This window comes from Dolichospermum sp. UHCC 0260 (genome assembly GCF_009711985.1).
Lineage (GTDB): Bacteria > Cyanobacteriota > Cyanobacteriia > Cyanobacteriales > Nostocaceae > Dolichospermum > Dolichospermum lemmermannii.
This window is the reverse complement of sequence record NZ_VIKZ01000034.1, coordinates 28,794-46,016: the sequence shown is the minus strand read 5'-3', so window position 1 is coordinate 46,016 and position 17,223 is coordinate 28,794. Positions and strand designations below refer to the sequence as shown.

14 protein-coding genes are annotated in these 17,223 nt (G+C 39.2%); 7 read left to right on the top strand and 7 right to left on the bottom strand.

The features are described 5' to 3' along the window. Positions 1-251 precede the first annotated feature (251 nt). Both FJR08_RS14315 and FJR08_RS14310 read right to left on the bottom strand, forming a co-directional pair. Positions 252-776 (bottom strand): COP23 domain-containing protein, encoded by a 525-nt coding sequence (locus FJR08_RS14315; protein ID WP_168633607.1) that lies wholly within the window; start codon positions 774-776, stop codon positions 252-254. A 101-nt stretch (positions 777-877) separates the two neighbouring features. Next, positions 878-2,212, bottom strand: a complete 1,335-nt coding sequence (locus tag FJR08_RS14310) for a serine/threonine-protein kinase (RefSeq protein ID WP_168633606.1) — start codon at positions 2,210-2,212, stop codon at positions 878-880. Between the two features lie 118 nt (positions 2,213-2,330). Here FJR08_RS14310 and FJR08_RS14305 point away from each other — a divergent pair, with 118 nt between their 5' ends. Beyond that, positions 2,331-4,073, top strand: coding sequence for an FAD-dependent oxidoreductase (locus FJR08_RS14305; RefSeq protein ID WP_168633615.1), 1,743 nt, complete (start codon positions 2,331-2,333; stop codon positions 4,071-4,073). 107 nt (positions 4,074-4,180) lie between these two features. Next, a complete protein-coding gene (gene patX / locus FJR08_RS14300; protein ID WP_015078262.1) occupies positions 4,181-4,417 on the top strand; it encodes a heterocyst-inhibiting protein PatX in 237 nt (78 codons plus the stop codon). 516 nt (positions 4,418-4,933) lie between these two features. Here patX and FJR08_RS14295 read toward each other — a convergent pair. After that, complete coding sequence (locus FJR08_RS14295) at positions 4,934-5,995, bottom strand: class I SAM-dependent methyltransferase (RefSeq protein ID WP_015078261.1); 1,062 nt, start codon at positions 5,993-5,995, stop codon at positions 4,934-4,936. Between the two features lie 129 nt (positions 5,996-6,124). Here FJR08_RS14295 and FJR08_RS14290 point away from each other — a divergent pair, with 129 nt between their 5' ends. From FJR08_RS14290 to hetR, 3 genes are all read left to right on the top strand, one after another. Next, positions 6,125-7,369, top strand: coding sequence for an inorganic phosphate transporter (locus FJR08_RS14290; protein ID WP_168633614.1), 1,245 nt, complete (start codon positions 6,125-6,127; stop codon positions 7,367-7,369). A 375-nt stretch (positions 7,370-7,744) separates the two neighbouring features. After that, positions 7,745-10,000 carry an EamA family transporter gene (locus FJR08_RS14285; protein WP_168633605.1) on the top strand — a complete coding sequence of 752 codons (2,256 nt, stop codon included), beginning with the start codon at positions 7,745-7,747 and terminating at the stop codon, positions 9,998-10,000. Positions 10,001-10,570: 570 nt separating this feature from the next. Further along, complete coding sequence (gene hetR, locus FJR08_RS14280; protein ID WP_148763494.1) at positions 10,571-11,470, top strand: heterocyst differentiation master regulator HetR; 900 nt, start codon at positions 10,571-10,573, stop codon at positions 11,468-11,470. 96 nt (positions 11,471-11,566) lie between these two features. On the opposite strand, the gene FJR08_RS14275 is transcribed toward hetR, so the two are convergent. Then, the gene (locus tag FJR08_RS14275; RefSeq protein ID WP_015078257.1) at positions 11,567-12,118 is read right to left on the bottom strand and encodes a hypothetical protein; all 552 of its coding nucleotides are present in this window, start codon (positions 12,116-12,118) and stop codon (positions 11,567-11,569) included. Positions 12,119-12,382: 264 nt separating this feature from the next. Here FJR08_RS14275 and rpsD point away from each other — a divergent pair, with 264 nt between their 5' ends. Continuing rightward, complete coding sequence (rpsD, locus tag FJR08_RS14270; protein ID WP_015078256.1) at positions 12,383-12,991, top strand: 30S ribosomal protein S4; 609 nt, start codon at positions 12,383-12,385, stop codon at positions 12,989-12,991. A 67-nt stretch (positions 12,992-13,058) separates the two neighbouring features. On the opposite strand, the gene moaA is transcribed toward rpsD, so the two are convergent. The 3 genes from moaA to FJR08_RS14255 all read right to left on the bottom strand — a co-directional run bounded on the left by moaA (position 13,059) and on the right by FJR08_RS14255 (position 16,271). Continuing rightward, entirely contained in the window at positions 13,059-14,045 is a 987-nt protein-coding gene (gene moaA / locus FJR08_RS14265) for a GTP 3',8-cyclase MoaA (RefSeq protein WP_168633613.1), read from the bottom strand. Between the two features lie 287 nt (positions 14,046-14,332). Continuing rightward, entirely contained in the window at positions 14,333-14,629 is a 297-nt protein-coding gene (locus FJR08_RS14260) for a hypothetical protein (RefSeq protein WP_015078254.1), read from the bottom strand. A gap of 223 nt (positions 14,630-14,852) precedes the next feature. Next, positions 14,853-16,271, bottom strand: coding sequence for a hypothetical protein (locus FJR08_RS14255; protein WP_168633604.1), 1,419 nt, complete (start codon positions 16,269-16,271; stop codon positions 14,853-14,855). Positions 16,272-16,706: 435 nt separating this feature from the next. Here FJR08_RS14255 and FJR08_RS14250 point away from each other — a divergent pair. Then, positions 16,707-17,223, top strand: a 517-nt coding sequence (locus FJR08_RS14250; RefSeq protein ID WP_168633603.1) for a peptidoglycan-binding protein, incomplete at its 3' end; no start/stop codon positions are given.

Below are 17,223 nucleotides of genomic sequence, written 5' to 3'. Positions count from 1 at the left end.
TAATAGCGAAAGTCCGTTAAAACGGACTAAAAAATTCTTCCATTGGTATTTGATAATTTGGTTATTGGCTAATTTTCGATTTGCTTCATAACCCGCCTGGGAATGAATTCCCAGTCTAATAGCGCAAGTCCGTTAAAACGGACTAAAAAATCCAAAAAATCCTTCCATTCAGTCGGTTTTAACCGACTTTAGCTTTGAGACAGGGAATTTATTCCCTGGCTTTATTGGCTTTATTGGCTTTGTTCCTATCTTTATTTATTAAACACTTTGAATATATCAACAGTACAAGTTAAATTACTACGAGGTTTTACTGCACAGGACTTTTGCTGGAATGCTCCCTCAGTATCACCATTTAACACCGCAGTAAAAGCGTTTAATTCCACATTAGGATCATCTGATTCTAATAACGTTAAAATCAAAGTATGACAATTTTTTCCTGTGGTAGTACATAAAGATTTAAAGTTTTTACGAGGGTCATTTTCAGCTTCAGAATAACCCCAAGTTAAATCTTTCAAACTTCCATTATCATAAGCAGTTTGTAACTTTGGTGTTACTTCCTGACATCTTCGTTGAGGAGGAAAACCAGCTTTTACAAAATTCGTGCGTTTCCACTCTATTAAATCTCGCGTTTTGTCTTGGTATTTAACCTTCGTAACAGATTCTCCATTACCGTCTGTTTCACAGGAGAAAACAACCTTTTCAGATTTTTGACACGCTGTGAATGTGAGGTTTAAAATGAGTATACTTGGAAATAATAGCCACTGATAACTTTTCATAATTGGGATTGTCTTTGTGCTGGATTATTATCTTTATTGTCTGAATCAGGATGTCCAGGATTTAAGGATGTACAGGATGAATATGGGGATTTTATCACTAATTACCTATCTGTCACCCAAGCTTTAATTACATAATTACCACTTGCTGCTTTTGTTGATGTAATTTTAAATTGATAAGTACCCGGTTCTACCATAATAGAAGCGGTGAAATCATTATCCTTTGTTCCTACATTAGATACAGGATTAAAATATTTATCATCTGGTTTGAGAATGGTGAGTTGTGGTTGAAAATCATTGCTGATTATTTGCACTGTTAAATATTGTTTTTTATCACTTTTAAAAGTATAAACATCATAAGTTTTATCACTAGATAACTCTTTTTGATCTGATGATGTTAGTTCTCCTGATTTGGCTTTACCATCAGCTATTAGTTGATCCTGAGATTTGGGTAATATGGACATGACAGCCATAACTACACCGATAATGAGGATGATTCCTGAAATAGTGCCAAGAATTAATTTCCAGGGAATTGGAGGCGCTGGAGTTGGTGGAGGTACTGGAATTGGTTGACTTACTGTTAATGCTTGTAAGGCTTCTTTGGCGGTTTGAAAGCGTTTTGTATAATCCTCACAAATCATTTTATTTAAAATATCAGCAAATTCAGGACGTACATTTGCTTTTGTTCGCCAATTTTCAGCTAATAAAGGTGTATAACTGGGATCTTCTCCCGTGATAGCAAAGACTCCAATCATACCAATAGAATAAATATCACTAGCAAAAGATACTATTCCCAATAATATTTCTGGTGCAATATATCCTTTTGTTCCTCCCATAACTGAACCTACTTTTATTCCCGGAACGGTTACTTCTTTCGCTAAACCGAAATCAATGATAACTAATTTATTATCGCTACTTCTGCGAATAATATTATCGGGTTTGATGTCTCGATGAATAATTGCATAACCAGGATTATTTTGAATGTATGCAAAAACTTCTAAAATCTCAATTAATAAAGATATCGTCTTTTGTTCTGATAATCTTTGATTTTGTCTGACTTCTTGACTTAAAGAATCTCCCTCAATATATTCCTGGACATAAAATTCTTCTCCACCTTCTGGAAATCGTTCATAAATTGTGGGAATTTGTTCATATTTCTCACCAAGTTTACCTAATGCTTGCGTTTCTATTCTGAACAGCCTTAAATATTCTTGCCAATATTGATTTAATATTTCTTGCTGTTGTAAAATAGATAAGTTTTCAATATCTAATTTAGATGCAGTAGGTTTTTTGAGTTGTTTTAAAATCCGAATTGGTTGATTTGGATGATTAGAGTCTTTAACTTTATAGGTAATGCCAAAACCAGTATGATGAGACAAAAGATCGATAATTTTGTAACGTTCTCTCAGCAAAGTCCCTATTCGCAAGATATTATTCATAAATTATCTAAATTCAATATTGAATAATATACACCAGCAAAGCAAGAATTAATACTGAATCACAAGAGGATGATCTGTGATAAACGTCTCCTAATACCCAATAACCAATTGACTTAATATTATGAATCAAACCTATACAACAGATGTCCTAGTAGTTGGTGGAGGCACAGGTGGAACAGCGGCTGCTATCCAAGCAGCACGACGAGGTGTAAAAACAATCCTTGTGAGTGAATTTCCCTGGTTAGGAGGAATGCTAACCTCTGCCGGTGTATCTGCACCAGACGGAAACGAATTACAAGCATTGCAAACAGGTTTATGGGGAGCTTTTTTACAAGAATTGCAACGTAGACAACCAGGGGGATTAGATAACAGTTGGGTCAGCTTTTTCAGTTATGATCCGCGGATAGGTGCAGAAATATTTGCCGACTGGGTGCGAGAATTACCGAATCTTCAGTGGATTTCGGGACAAGTGCCATTAGCAGTGTTGCGAACCCAAGACTGTATCACAGGTGTCCGCTTTGCAGATTTCACCGTCAACGCCAAAATTATCCTTGACGGCACAGAATTAGGAGACTTATTAGCATTAGGAGAAATCCCTCACCGTTGGGGTTGGGAATTACAGTCAGAATGGAGAGAACCCAGCGCCCCAACAAATTTTAACTCCCTGACCCAAACCTATCCAGTCCAAGCACCAACTTGGGTAGTAGTCATGGAAGACTTTGGCGAAAATACCGCCCCAGCAATTCTTCCAGCCCCTAACTATGATCCATCTCAGTTTACAGGAGCTTGGGATAACTATAGTCCAGAAAAATTTTTGAACTATGGACGCTTACCAGCAGATCGATTTATGATTAACTGGCCTATTGCGGGCAACGATTACTGCCAAAATGCCAATCGGTTGCTAGACTCAGTGAAAAAGCGCGAATTTGTGCAAGAATGTTATTGGCACAGTCAGAATTTTGCCCATTTCATTCAAACCCAGTTTGGTAGGCGTTACGGATTAGCAGAAAACCTGTTTCCCCATCCTAACTCCGCCTTTGCCCTCCATCCCTATTATCGGGAAAGTCGCCGTCTAGTAGGCTTAACTACCGTTTGTGAACAGGATATTTTGCCTTTAGCCAACAGTAATACCGCATTACCATTTTCTGATGCTATCGCTGTTGGTAACTATGCCAACGATCACCATTATCCTGGTGTAGAGTTCTCACTGCAACCTAAATCTATCCGCTGGGGTGGAAGATGGACAGGAACACCCTTCACTATCCCCTATCGCGCCCTGGTTCCTGCTACTACAGATGGTTTGCTAGTTTGTGAAAAAAACATTTCCGTTTCCCACATCGCTAACGGCGCTACTAGACTTCAACCAATAGTCATGGGAATTGGACAAGCAGCAGGTATGGCAGCTTCTCTTTGTATTGTGCTAGAATGTCAACCCAGGGATTTACCAGTGAAGAGTTTGCAGGCTGCATTATTGACAGACGACGATGCACCTAGCCCAATTGTTCCCTTGTTTAACTTATTAACTAATCATCCCGATTGGTTGTACTGGCAAACTTATTATTTAGACCACCCAGAAGCTTATCCTGCCGATGGTAACTGTCCTTGTATTTTAGTCGATGAAGATAATAAATTAGATCTCGACTGCTTTACAGGCAAATTCCGACGACTGGGTGAGCAAAATTACCAATTTAATATTACAAATGACACCAATTTAACTACAACAAATTGGCAGCTTGTGACGTTGAAATCTGATATAGACCAACAACTGCAAGCTTTGACCCCAGAAAAAATACTCAAGATTTGGGGGCGACCAAATTTCTCTGGAAATTGGTTACTTGTTGAGCATCTTGAAGAAGTATAAAATGAACATTTATTCAGTAAACTACAATACTTTTTCCCGAATTTTCCGGACAGACATATAAAAGTTAAGTATTAGTGAAGTAGAGAGTTCTAAAATAGACATCTACTATGCGTGCTGCCATTTCACTTTTAGTATCGAGTCTGGTCCTTGGCTCCTTAGCTTTTAACTGCGAAGCAGTACAGACTCGTTTTTCCGCTCTGTCAATGGCTAAGTCCGATTACCAGCTTTCACCTTTGGTGTTAAACCAGAGTTTCAACCTGGCTGATAACTCCAAACCTAGCCCCAACCAACCCGAAAAGCCCAATCCTCACCGAGGTAGTGGTCGTAGAGGATTAGATGGATAAGTTGGCAATTTCAGTTCTGTTATGGAAGCGTCAAAGCGTAAAACCTGCCAACCCAGAAATGATATTACCGGATTATTGGATCTTTTAAATTCTGCATACCACTTCTTGAATCGAAACGATATAGACAGTTACAGCACTACACTTGTTTGATTCTATCGTTTGTAAATTTCCCTTTCACTGACACCAGATATAGATAGTTACAAGCACTATATCTTTGATCAGTCCCACGGCTACTGCGTCGTCACGCAAGCTATCAGTATTGCAATTTCTCTGCTAAAAACATAGACAGTTACAGCACTTCATCTCTCGAAAATTGTTCAATATTTCATCAAAACATCCGGTAATTACTCAAACCTTGGCGTGTATTGGTAACCAATTCACTAATACACGTACCAATCTCACCTGTGGTAATCGCGCCCGGTACACATTGGGCGTTAGTAGGTGGGAACAATTACCGGAAGTGAGGAAAAAGAAAACTTTTCTTAGTTATCAACCTTCATTGTGAATGCTGAATTTCTAGTGACTTGGTTTGTGAGCAATCCAATATTTACTGACGAAGTGAACTTGGGTTTCTATTTGCTCAAATCCAGCTTTTTCTAACCGCTCTACCAGGTTATCTGTAACGTAATGATTGTAATAAGGTTCATGAAAAGTCTCTGAGAAGTTTTTGACAACTAATTCCATCTCCGGTAGATCATTTTCTTGAATGGAATCACAGATGATAAAAACGCCTCCTGGTTTTGTGACCCGAAAACACTCTTCAATTACAGTTTGACGAACTGCCGCTGGTAACTCATGAAACAGAAAAACACAAGTTGTGCCATGAAAATAATTATCTCGATAAGGCAACTCTTCGACATTTCCTTGCACGAGTTGCGGTAATTCTCCAGGAATTTGGGATAATAGTTCGTTGGCTTTCCGCAAATAGGCTGAGGATAAATCTATACCAAATAAAGATACGTCGGGTAAAGCTGCTCTGATTAACTTCAGTGTTCGTCCAGTACCACAAGCAATATCTATGACTCGGAGTTGTTCTTGGGGAATATGGTCAAATGCTGTTAGTTGGGATTTGAGAGGACAGAGGATGCGTCTTCTCATGGCATCAGTTGAGCCACCAAACAGAATTTCCACCTGTAAGTCATATAAATTGGCGGACAGTTCACTCAAATAGCCATCTGTTTGGTAATGGAAGTTCTGTAAATAGTAGCTGGGATAGTTGTCTGTGGCTATTTCTTGAGAAAATTCTTGATATTTTCGGTTTTTAATGCGTTCCCAGATGTTTGGTAAGTCTAAGCATATTAATGGATAGTAACGGAAGAAATCGTCCCAAGAATTATCAAATAATAAATTTTGTGGATACACACCTGCTTGACTATCTTCCCAGTCTCTTGCCAATAACTGGTTCATATTGTCTTGAAGTTGTGTGAGCAATTTCGGGGATAAAGGACTGATATTGGGCTGAAGTGATGGATAAATTAGGTTTTTGATCTGTGAACTTACGGTTTTGTGAGCAAAAGCAAAGTAATTCTTCCCTGATTGCAGAGCTTGGTAGCTTAATTTTGTGAAAATATCAAACATAGATAAAATTAAGTTTTGTTGAGTGTGTCGAGTTTTATAGCTCGTCCAGATTTTTATAGCCAAAAAAATGGAAAATGTAAATCATTCATGACAATTTTTACCTGTTAACAGGTGTGAATGGTTTATTTTATGGAACTGCAAACTGCGATAGTCGCTCTTTTAGTCTTCTATGTCGCCTGGAATTTGGGTGCAAATGATGTTGCTAATGCGATGGGAACTTCTGTGGGTTCTGGGGCTATTACGCTCAAACAGGCAATCATTATTGCTGGGGTGTTAGAGTTTCTGGGTGCTGTCTTGTTTGGACAAGAGGTAACATCTACCCTTGGCACGAAAATCGCTAATCCAGCCTTATTTGTGACGACACCACAAACTTTAGTGATGGGAATGATAGCGGTACTGCTAACGGCTGGGATCTGGCTACAAATTGCTACAGCTAGGGGTTTACCTGTGTCTTCGTCTCATGCCATTGTGGGAGCGATCGCTGGCTTTAGTTGGGTAGCATTGGGAATAGAAGCAATAGATTGGTCATCCATTGGTTTAATTACCATTGGCTGGATTTTAACACCAATAATTAGTGGCGCGATCGCCGCTGGGTTTTATAGTCTGATTCAACATTGGATTTTTAACCAACCCCAGCCCCTATCCCAGTTACAGGAATGGATTCCCTGGTTAAGTACATTGCTATTGAGTGTATTTGGCATTATCGTTCTCCCCACAATCACTCAACCTCTGAGTCAGTTCTTACTCACAGAGGGAAAATTGAATATTCCCCCCCATGACATCACCCTATTCATCGGTGGAATGGCTGCAATTAGCTTGACTTTGATCAGTTGGCGACAATTGGCAAATAGTCAAATTGACAATAAAATTCAAGGTTTATTTGCCAAATTTCAAGTTTTGAGTGCTTGTTTCGTGGCCTTTGCTCATGGTTCTAATGATGTTGGTAATGCGATCGCCCCCCTAGCAGTAATTTCCTACATTAATCAACAAGGTAAAGTCCCCAGTGATCAACTCACCATTCCCCTCTGGATTCTAGTTCTCGGTGCGATGGGGATTGTCGCAGGTTTAGCAGTTTGGGGTAAAAAAGTTATCGCTACCATCGGCGAAAATATTATTTCCTTAGAACCTAGTAACGGATTTTGTGCCGAACTGGCCACAGCCATCACCATCTTAATAGCTTCCCGCTTAGGTTTACCCGTTTCCACCTCCCACGCCCTTGTCGGTGGAGTTGTGGGTATTGGACTGGTACAGAACATTAAATCAATAAAATTTGCTACTATCCAAAATATCGCTGCGGCCTGGTTAATTACAGTCCCCATCAGTGCCGCCCTGAGTGCCACTATTTTTACCCTCATGGCAATTTTCTGGCAGTGAACTACCTACACTTCCCTTGCGGGTAAGTATAGGCTTCCTACCCAGTTAACAGCTTTTTGCTCTTCGAGAACAACAAGACTGATGTTAAGGCCATAGGCTGACCCCTCGTTCCAAAGGCAAAATCAATGGCAACTATCAATCAATAGGTATTCCGCACTGATTTGATGCTTGTAGTTAGGTATTCATTTGTAAGACTTTCATCACTATCATTCCTGAAAAAAATGATAGATAATAATCTTGTAATAAGTTAATTAAATTTATAAGTTCAGTGAAATTGTTCAGTTTCCTGTCTTTTCTCAAGGAAACTTAATACAGATGTTGGTCTGGTATCCGGGGCAGCAACTTAATCATCAAGGTGTTAGAGGCTAGAAACTGATGGGGCGATTTGAGAAGCGACCAGAAAACCCACGCATTAGAGGTGAGCTATCCAGAGCCGCAGAAAATGCCCTATGGGATGTAGTTGAGGATTTAGAAAATCTTCAACAAAATCTATTGAGGTCGTTACAGGAAGACGTAAAACGCTTAGAAATTGAAAAAACCAGACTATCTACCGATATTCAAAAGTTAATTGAGGAAAAAGAACAGTTACAACAATCACGGCAAATTACGGAACAGCAAGTATTAATCCGTCAATTAGCAGAAGTTTTAGCCAAACACATATCTTCCCAATTACAATCCTCACTAAAAACTTTAGCTACTCAAGCCGTAGAATATAATCCCTCTGATCTAGTCACGTTGCAAAATGCTCAAATAAATAATAATACAGTTAATGAAATCGGACAGAATGTCACTAATATGCTAGACAGTCTGGATGATAACGTCACTATTGCCTTTAATTCCCTATTACAAGAACTCAAAAACTATCAAGGTGATCTTTCCCAACAGTTGTCACGGATGTATAGCCAACAACAGCAAGGGGAAGCAATATTAGCAGAATTTGTAAATCGTCTCCGCAGTGAAGTAGAAAAAAATCGAGATGCAAATTCTCTCAAGGTAATAACAGGGGGCCCACCCACAGTTTTACAACTAGCTGATAGTCTGCGTGGTGAAGCCATAACTCATCAAAATGGAAATGGGGAAAAATCCTCACAAAGAATCATTGTCGAACCAGTTACTTTAATTCCTCACCAATCCCCACAGGGTGATTCTACATCAGCAGCCAATGCGGTTATATTATCTTCACCAACAGAGAAAAGCCCCGAACCCAGTTCTTTCGTAAATCCAGATTTACCAGCAATACCAGAAAATCAAAGCCCTGAACTCAGTTCTTTCGTAAATCCAGATTTACCAGCAATACCGGAAAATCAAAGCCCTGAACTCAGTTCTTTCGTAAATCCAGATACATCACTGGAAGACAAAAACTCTGAACTTAGTGCTGTTTTGACTTCTAAAGTATTAACAGCACCAACATTAGGAGAGACAAAACCTGAACCAGTTTCTGTTTTAACTCCTAATTTATCAACAGGACGACCGCCAACACCAAAATTAAGGCGCGAAACAACATCTAAACAAAAAACAACGCCTAAACAACCAGCAACTCCTCAGCAACCAGCAACTCCTAGACAACCAGAAACTCCTAGACCACAAAGATCCCGCACCTCTCCCAACTGGTCACAGTTGCAAATAGGTTTCCTCTTGATCTGTTTGTCTACAGTGGTTTCGTCTCTTTATAATGTAGCAATTAAAGCAATTTTCTTTACAGCTTCTAACCCCTTGGGCGGATTGCCAACCCAACAGTTAATCTTTCCCACATTGGGGAATATTTTCTTAATTTTGATGCTACGTTTATTAGTGGTTGTACCATTAATGTTACTTTTATCGCCGATATTACATCCTCCTATTTGGCAAGAGCTAGAAAATTTATTTGCTTCATTACGGGCAAATGCAACCCCTGTTCAGAACAAAACTAAACAGTCCTTGTTTTTGTCAGTAATTAGCGGTTGTTTATTATTTTTATCCCAGGTATTTATTTACATTGCTATCGGTGAAGTCACAACAGGAATAGCGATCGCCCTCTTCTTTATCTATCCAGTTATGAGTGTCTTCCTATCCTGGGTTCTATTTCAGGAACGTCCCAGTTTAATGGTAACAGGGGCAATGGCAGCAATTTTTTGTGGTGAATTATTAGTTTTAGGCAGTCAGTCTGTAGGGGTGAATAATACCTCACTAGGAAGCACCACGGCCATTCTGTCCGGGATAGCATTTGCAATTTATGTTATTCTGACGAGAATATGCGCTACTAAACTCAAACTACATCCAGTATCTTTGACTTCAATTAACTTCACTACCATGTTGTTATTAAGTTTTATTTGCTTAATCATCCCTTTACCCAGTAATTTAGGTTTAGCAATTAGCTCATCGAATATCCTGGAATTGGTGTTAAGTGCTTTTATATTAGGTGTCTTGACTTTGTGCGGTTACTTATTCAATAATTTTGGCATTCGTAACCTAGGCACTCCTGTATCCTCTTTAATTGGAGCTACAGTCCCAATTTTAACCGTAATTTTTGCTGGGGTAATGTTGCAAGAATCCCTAAATATTGCCCAAGTTATCGGAGTTATCTTGGTTACGGTAGGTGCAGCAAGTATTAGCTTGAAAAAAACACCTAATCAGCTACAACCTAGTAAATGAGTGGGGGAGGTAGGGGGAGTCGTGACTTTCAGTTGTCTGGATTTTTATCAGTAAAATTTTTTTAACTTACCGTTGGGGGTTAAAGTCCCCTGCTTCTACAAGCAGCGGGTTTTGCGTCGGGGTAAAATCCCCGTTGCAAAACGTAATTCTAAATTCTAAATTCTAAATTCTGCATTCTTTTAACCAGCCATAAGTGGTATTAAAACTTCTCCGCAATAAATTTCCAGAAAAATTCTTAGAAAAATATCTAGATATTTCAGAAATAGGCAGTTATAATGGTTTGATAGATACAAAATGCAAATCATCTGCCGTTCCTCCTGCTTACTCTATACCCCTGTATCCCAACACCCTGAGTATCTAAAGTCTTCGAGTCATACCAGGGGAGGGGGTTAGTTAGTCTGACGAGAGAAACTACCAATTTACACCCCCAACATTTATCACCTAAAAATTCCCGAGTCAAACAGTAATTTTAGGTTTAGATTAAAAATATTTGTATCCAACTGGGTGTATAATTCGTAGTTTGATTTGAATATCACACCTGTAAACAAGCCATTTATCCGTCTGTAGAATATGACCAACGACATCGATCTGATCAAGCGTCTTGGACCTAGTGCGATGGATCAGATCATGCTTTATCTTGCCTTTAGTGCCATGCGGACAAGTGGCCACAGGCATGGAGCATTTCTAGATGCAGCCGCAACAGCAGCCAAGTGTGCAATTTACATGACCTATCTAGAGCAGGGGCAAAACCTGAGAATGACTGGGCATTTGCACCACCTTGAGCCGAAACGAGTGAAAATCATTGTTGAAGAAGTAAGACTGGCTTTAACTGAAGGCAAACTTCTCAAAATGCTGGGTTCCCAAGAACCGCGCTATCTGATTCAACTTCCCTATGTCTGGATGGAAAAATATCCTTGGATACCGGGAAGATCCCGCGTCCCCGGTACGAATTTGACCAGTGAAGAGAAAAAACAAATTGAGCAAAAGCTGCCAGACAATCTTCCTGATGCCAAGTTAGTTACCTCATTTGAATTTATGGAGTTAATTGACTTTCTCCATAAGCGATCGCAGGAAGAATTACCTGCTAATCATCAGATGCCATTGAGTGAAGCATTAGCGGAACACATCAAGCGTCGGCTATTGTATTCAGGAACGGTAACACGCATTGATTGTCCCTGGGGAATGCCCTTTTATGCTCTCACTCGTCCGTTCTATGCTCCAGCCGATGATCAAGAGCGCACGTACACAATGGTAGAGGATACGGCTCGGTATTTCCGGATGATGAAATATTGGGCAGAGCGTAAACCAAACACGATGCGGGCTGTGGAAGAACTGGATATTCCGCCGGATTGGATTGAGCCAGCAATGGAGGAACTAGACGAAATCATTCGTTCTTGGGGAGATAAATATCACCAAGAAGGCGGAATACCGATGATCTTACAAATGGTTGTTGGTAATAAAGATGAATAGAAAACAAAATTTTTATGTTGGGTAGGGTGGCATACTTACCAGCCCTACCGTTATGAATCTATTTACTCATGGGAGTTGAGGGGCTAAAGCGAAAGTCTATTGCTGGGAGTTAGAACCCAATGGCTTTGTAGACACCGCGCCGAAACCGCTAGATCCTTCACTGGCATCAATACAAGTATTTAATGCTTGAGTAGGACTTAAATCAATTTCTCGACGTAAACCAACTACACAATCAGCAAAGGTTACTGGTAACAAACTGCGACCACAGGATGTTAAAGTAGCTGAATTTTCTGAACCCTGATAACTTTTACTAATGCTAACTACACAGGTTGCTAGATCCTGTGGAATACGAGCCTGACGACAGGAAGAAAGGGCATCCACAGGTGTGATTTGTGTAAGCTTATGAATTTTTGCTACACATGAGGATAACTCTCGTGGTTGGAGTGTAGCGGCACAACTTTGAGATGCCGGTTTAGCTGTGATACCCACGCTCAAAAGTTGAGCAGCACAAACCCGATAGTCATTTTCGTAGGAATCGGTAACAGCCATAGTAGGTAAACTACTGGCTAGTAATCCACCTATAGTTATCAATGATGCTGTAAATCCTCTGAAGAAATAATTGGTTTGTTTGTTCCCAAAGTTACTCATTTTTTTTCGCTTTTTAAGATAACCGTTTTCGATTCCACCAAGGTTATGCTACCGTAGAACTTAGTCCCAATCTTCTACCATCCAGGAATGTCGGTGCTTTTCCCCAGAAATCCACCGAAAATTGGTGAATTCAACGGATTGATTTCTTGTGAATATTAGCGGTAAATAAAAGGCAATTTAGCTATAAAATGTCTATGCTTTTGGGAACTATGCCATAATGGTAGGTCTGAATAAAATTTTAGAAGGATTAAATTAAGGAAACTCATGTCCCGATATAGAGGACCCCGCCTCAGAATTGTCCGTCGTTTAGGCGAATTACCAGGCTTAACTCGGAAGAGTGCTAGACGTGCTTATCCCCCCGGACAACATGGTCAAAACCGTAAGAAGCGCTCTGAGTATGCTATCCGTTTAGAGGAAAAGCAAAAGCTCCGCATGAACTACGGTTTAACTGAAAAACAAATGCTCCGTTATGTTCGTAAAGCCAGACGAGTTGCTGGTTCTACTGGACAGGTGTTGCTGCAATTGTTAGAAATGCGCCTGGATAATACGGTTTTCCGCATGGGTATGGCTCCGACAATTCCAGCCGCCCGTCAATTGGTAAATCACGGTCATGTCACTGTTAATGGCAAACCAGTAGATATTGCCAGCTATCAGTGCCGTCCTGGTGAAGAAGTCGCTGTGAGAAACAGAGAAGCTTCTAAGAAGTTGGTGGAAGCTAACTTGCAATATCCCGGTTTAGCTAACCTTCCTAGTCATCTAGAGTTTGATAAAACTAAGTTGTCTGGTAAGGTCAATAGTGTGATTGAACGGGAATGGGTAGCTCTACAAGTTAATGAACTACTTGTGGTGGAATACTACTCACGTCAAGCGTAGTAGTCAGTAGTCAGTAGTCAGTGGTCAGTAGTTAGTGGTTATTAAACAACGAACAACTGACTAATGACTAACCGCCAATCTGCGACATGGTACGGGTGTACGTGCCGACAGTACCAGGGTCGCGTTGCTTAAAGTTTATTTCTGATTTGATATTTAATATTTGTCTGACTTGTGCTTGTAAATCGGTGGTGCTAATACCAGCACGTAAGGCGGTTTTTAAATCAATTTGACCTGTTTCGTTTAATAAGCAGGGACGTAGCCAACCATCGGCGCTCAGACGCATCCGGTTACAGCGATCGCAAAAACATTCTGACATTTGGCTAATAAATCCTATTGTGCCTTTAGCCCCAGGAATTTGAAATACATCAGCCGGTCCATTACCACAAACTTGGGATTCTGTCAAGCCCCAACGCTCACGGATGGATTGACGTAAATTTGCGGAAGATACCCAACCGCGATCGCTAAATAAGTCTCCGTTGCCAATGGGCATAAATTCAATAAATCGGACGTGCCATTGTTTATCAATGGTTAAAGCTGCTAAATCTAAAATTTCATGGTCATTAACGCCGGGAATGACGACTACATTTAATTTTAATGGGTCAAATCCCACATTATACGCGATTTGAATACCTTGCCATACTTGTTGCCAGCGTCCACGTCCATGATTACCGATAATTTCTGCAAATATATGTGGATCTAGAGAATCTAAGCTAATATTAATTCTTCGTAAACCTGCATTATAGAGATTTTGGGCAATAGGAGCGAGTAAAAACCCGTTTGTAGTCATTGATAAATCTTCGGTTTGGGGAAGATGAGCAATTTTGGCGACTAAATCAACTATATGGGGACGGAGTAAAGGTTCTCCACCGGTTAAGCGAAAGCGGGTAAATCCGACGGGGATAAATACTTCTTGAATGAGGGTAAGCAGTTCTTCATCAGTTAATAATTGCTGTTTGACAATATATTCCAGTTCTGCGCCTTCTGGCATACAGTATTGACAACGAAAGTTGCAGCGATCAATTAAACTGATGCGGAGGTAGTCCACTTTGTTTATAGTTGCGCTGGTTGTCATATTAGGGAAGAGGTGACAGATTAAACCATTTTATTATAGAGCCTATGATTGCCGGAAGAGATACAAAACTCAAAATTTAAAAGGCAAATTGCACAAGCATTTTAGGAATTTGTTAGGATATCTTGAGAAATCTGAGGATTGTAAGCTTTACAGCACTTTGCGGTGTTATGAGGTACAAGAACCCCAAGCCCAACCCCCTCCAATATCAAAAGTTTATCCTTTTCTTCCCCCCGCAGCGGGGGGATTGAGGGGATACCCTAACTTTAACTTCAAAAAGATATAACTACGGTTTTTCCTTTGCGGGGTATTTCTATTCCATTTAGGTAAGTTTTTTTGGACTTATCTATGGTATTAATCTTCTGATTACTGCGTTTATCATCTACACCTTGAGTTTGTTTTTTGGCATTATTGATAATCTCAGCAATATCATTCATGTACGCATCTCGATCATCCTGTGATGATTGACAATAACCACCACATAAAGTTTCTGCTTGTGCGGGAATTATCTCTTCCAAAAATAATTTGATATCAATCTGATTAATATCCCCATCTATGATTTTATTCATGGTTTTAATAAATGATAACTATGTCTATAGGAATCCTATTTGATTTTTGAAATATACCTAGGGTGGAAAACACCAATCTAGACAGGTTTTAGTGGGCAATGCCCACCCTACACTTAATATTGTATGGCTACGCCACGCAAGCTATCAGAAATGCTTTGGGATGCCTATTGATTCCAGGTTGGCAAAAATTCTGATAATTTTCATCTATCTATTGGCTAATGTTTTATTGACGAATAGATAAACTGCTGGATGATTCCGTTCGCATTTTTCTAGTTTCTTCCAAAATTTTATCTATATCCTCTTGGGATAAACGTTGAATGTAGTTAATTTTAACTTCTTCTAAAAAGTCATTTAACAAACTTTGAATTTCTACCAGAACTTGTTTTTTCTGAATTTCTGAAGTGAATGAAGTTGTAAATTTTTCTATTAGCTGAGTGGAAAGTTTTGCCGCGACAGGATCTTTGATGGTACTAGCTAAAGCAGCATAGATATTATTAGTAATTTGGGTGGCTAGTTGTTCACTAATTTGTGTTTGGGCTTTACCTAATCCTGGTATGATGCGGATATTACTAAAGCCTGGTAATTGCTGACAAGCGATTTCAATACTATGGCACAAAATGGCATTTACTTCTGGTTGGATTTTTGGTAATACTTGATTAACAAGAGTTTTAATTAACAATCCAGTAATTGCTTCGACTTCATTGATATTATTAATATCTATGTAAGAACGCACATTTTCTGATTCTAATAACCAACGAGTAATTTCACCTCGTTGAATTGAACCTTGAAATTGATTAATTACTTGAACTACAACAATTTCTGTAATTTCTTCGGCAAAATTGGCAAGAATACCTTGATGAATTTGCCGTCTAATTACATAAAAATCAACTAATTTGGCTTGATCTAGTCTTATTGTCACTGGGATGACTCGTAACCATTGCCAAATTGGTATTAGTAATAATAGATCATACCACCGCCAGAGAATTGCTTCTAACCAACTTAAATGACTATATCTACGTTTGATGAAGAAAGTACGTCCTAATAATTCTATAGCAAATAAAACGACAAATGGTAAATCAATTATCCAAAAATCATTCAAAAATTCCCCATTTTCACCGATTTTACGATAATAGTTTTTGGCAATTCCCGGACGAATTTTCTGGTTAAAAAAGTCTATTTCCTGATTCCAACCATGCTTAGATAAATACTCTTGACTCCAAAAAGTATTAAATGCACCTTTTGCAGATTCTTTACTGACGCGTTCCCGCATTCGGTTTTTGATTTTTTCTAGAGTTCCACTTTTCCCCGCACCGGCAAAAGGATTAGTTTCAATCATTTCTTTGCTGAGAAAACGAAGGTCTGCTAATTTGGCTTTGACTTGCGGTGAGATTAAGCCTGTTTGAGTTACCTGTACTTCCAATCTAGCTACTGCTTCTAAATATTTTTTTGTATCACGATGAGGTTCAATACCTTTAATTGAATCGTATAAGCGAGTTAGTTCAGGAAGTCTGCGGAAGTAAAAATCTCGCCAAGGTACGTAACTTAAATCAAAGAAAACTAATACTAAGTTAGCAGTGGCGGTAATTGCCATTACTCTTTCAAACCATAGGTTTTTTCGCTGGTAATTTTTTAATTTACTCATGGTTTCTTATATGTGGTAAATTGTGGGTTTATGAAATACAGTAGCATCAGTTTGAAACCCAGTTTTAGGTAGGTTGAGGAGTCACTAAATATTGCTAAAATTAAAGTATGTTGGTATAAACAAGTAGCAACACAGATTTTTCAGAATTGAGACTATTAGCAGATGTCGAGTAGTAATTTTTCTTATACCCATTAATAATCAATCAAAGTCAAATTAATCAGAATTAATCATTAATTATGAAGCCAGAGGTTAAAAGAATGCAGAATTTAGAATTTAGAATTTAGAATTACGTTTTGCAACGGGGATTTTACCCCGACGCAAAACCCGCTGCTTGTAGAAGCAGGGGACTTTAACCCCCAAAGGTAGGTTAAAAAAACTTCAAAATTACCTGTTAGTCTCTTAATATCAAGGATTTAATCCCAAGGAGTTTTTATGATGTGGTGTAGTTTCGACAAATCTAGAGTAACTATAGCTTTAACCTGTATGGTAGTAGCTAGTGTTGTAGCTTCAGACATAGCTTTTGCAGCCCGTCAGCGCAACTATACGCCGGACGAATTCCGATCTGTGTTACGGGGGTTGGGTTATAACGTTAAAGTTACCAAAGATCCTCTGACTGATGAGGAAACTAAAAAGGCTATCAATCAATTTCAAACAGGCTACAAGTTAAAGGTGGACGGGAAAGTAGGCCCCAAAACCCAAGATCAAGCCGCGAAGATCGTCGAAATTCTGCAAGCTAATTTGAATACTGTACTTAAACCAAAAACTCTACTTCTCCGTGATCAATTCTACAGTCCCCAGTTAGAAGAGTTGGTAAAGGAGTACCAGAAAAAACATCAACTCTCAGAAACTGGGATTGCTGATTTGCAACTTCGCCAAAAACTAAATGAAGAAGTTAAAACTATCATTACCAAACCAGTAACTAAACCCGAACCAACAGTTAAACCAACGGCTA

Bases quoted from the DNA above. Each gene is read 5' to 3' on its own strand.
- FJR08_RS14315 (WP_168633607.1), bottom strand. From the start codon at position 776: ATGAAAAGTTATCAGTGGCTATTATTTCCAAGTATACTCATTTTAAAC.
- FJR08_RS14310 (WP_168633606.1), bottom strand. From the start codon at position 2,212: ATGAATAATATCTTGCGAATAGGGACTTTGCTGAGAGAACGTTACAAA.
- patX (WP_015078262.1), top strand. From the start codon at position 4,181: ATGCGTGCTGCCATTTCACTTTTAGTATCGAGTCTGGTCCTTGGCTCC.
- FJR08_RS14295 (WP_015078261.1), bottom strand. From the start codon at position 5,995: ATGTTTGATATTTTCACAAAATTAAGCTACCAAGCTCTGCAATCAGGG.
- FJR08_RS14290 (WP_168633614.1), top strand. From the start codon at position 6,125: ATGGAACTGCAAACTGCGATAGTCGCTCTTTTAGTCTTCTATGTCGCC.
- FJR08_RS14285 (WP_168633605.1), top strand. From the start codon at position 7,745: ATGGGGCGATTTGAGAAGCGACCAGAAAACCCACGCATTAGAGGTGAG.
- hetR (WP_148763494.1), top strand. From the start codon at position 10,571: ATGACCAACGACATCGATCTGATCAAGCGTCTTGGACCTAGTGCGATG.
- FJR08_RS14275 (WP_015078257.1), bottom strand. From the start codon at position 12,118: ATGAGTAACTTTGGGAACAAACAAACCAATTATTTCTTCAGAGGATTT.
- rpsD (WP_015078256.1), top strand. From the start codon at position 12,383: ATGTCCCGATATAGAGGACCCCGCCTCAGAATTGTCCGTCGTTTAGGC.
- FJR08_RS14260 (WP_015078254.1), bottom strand. From the start codon at position 14,629: ATGAATAAAATCATAGATGGGGATATTAATCAGATTGATATCAAATTA.
- FJR08_RS14255 (WP_168633604.1), bottom strand. From the start codon at position 16,271: ATGAGTAAATTAAAAAATTACCAGCGAAAAAACCTATGGTTTGAAAGA.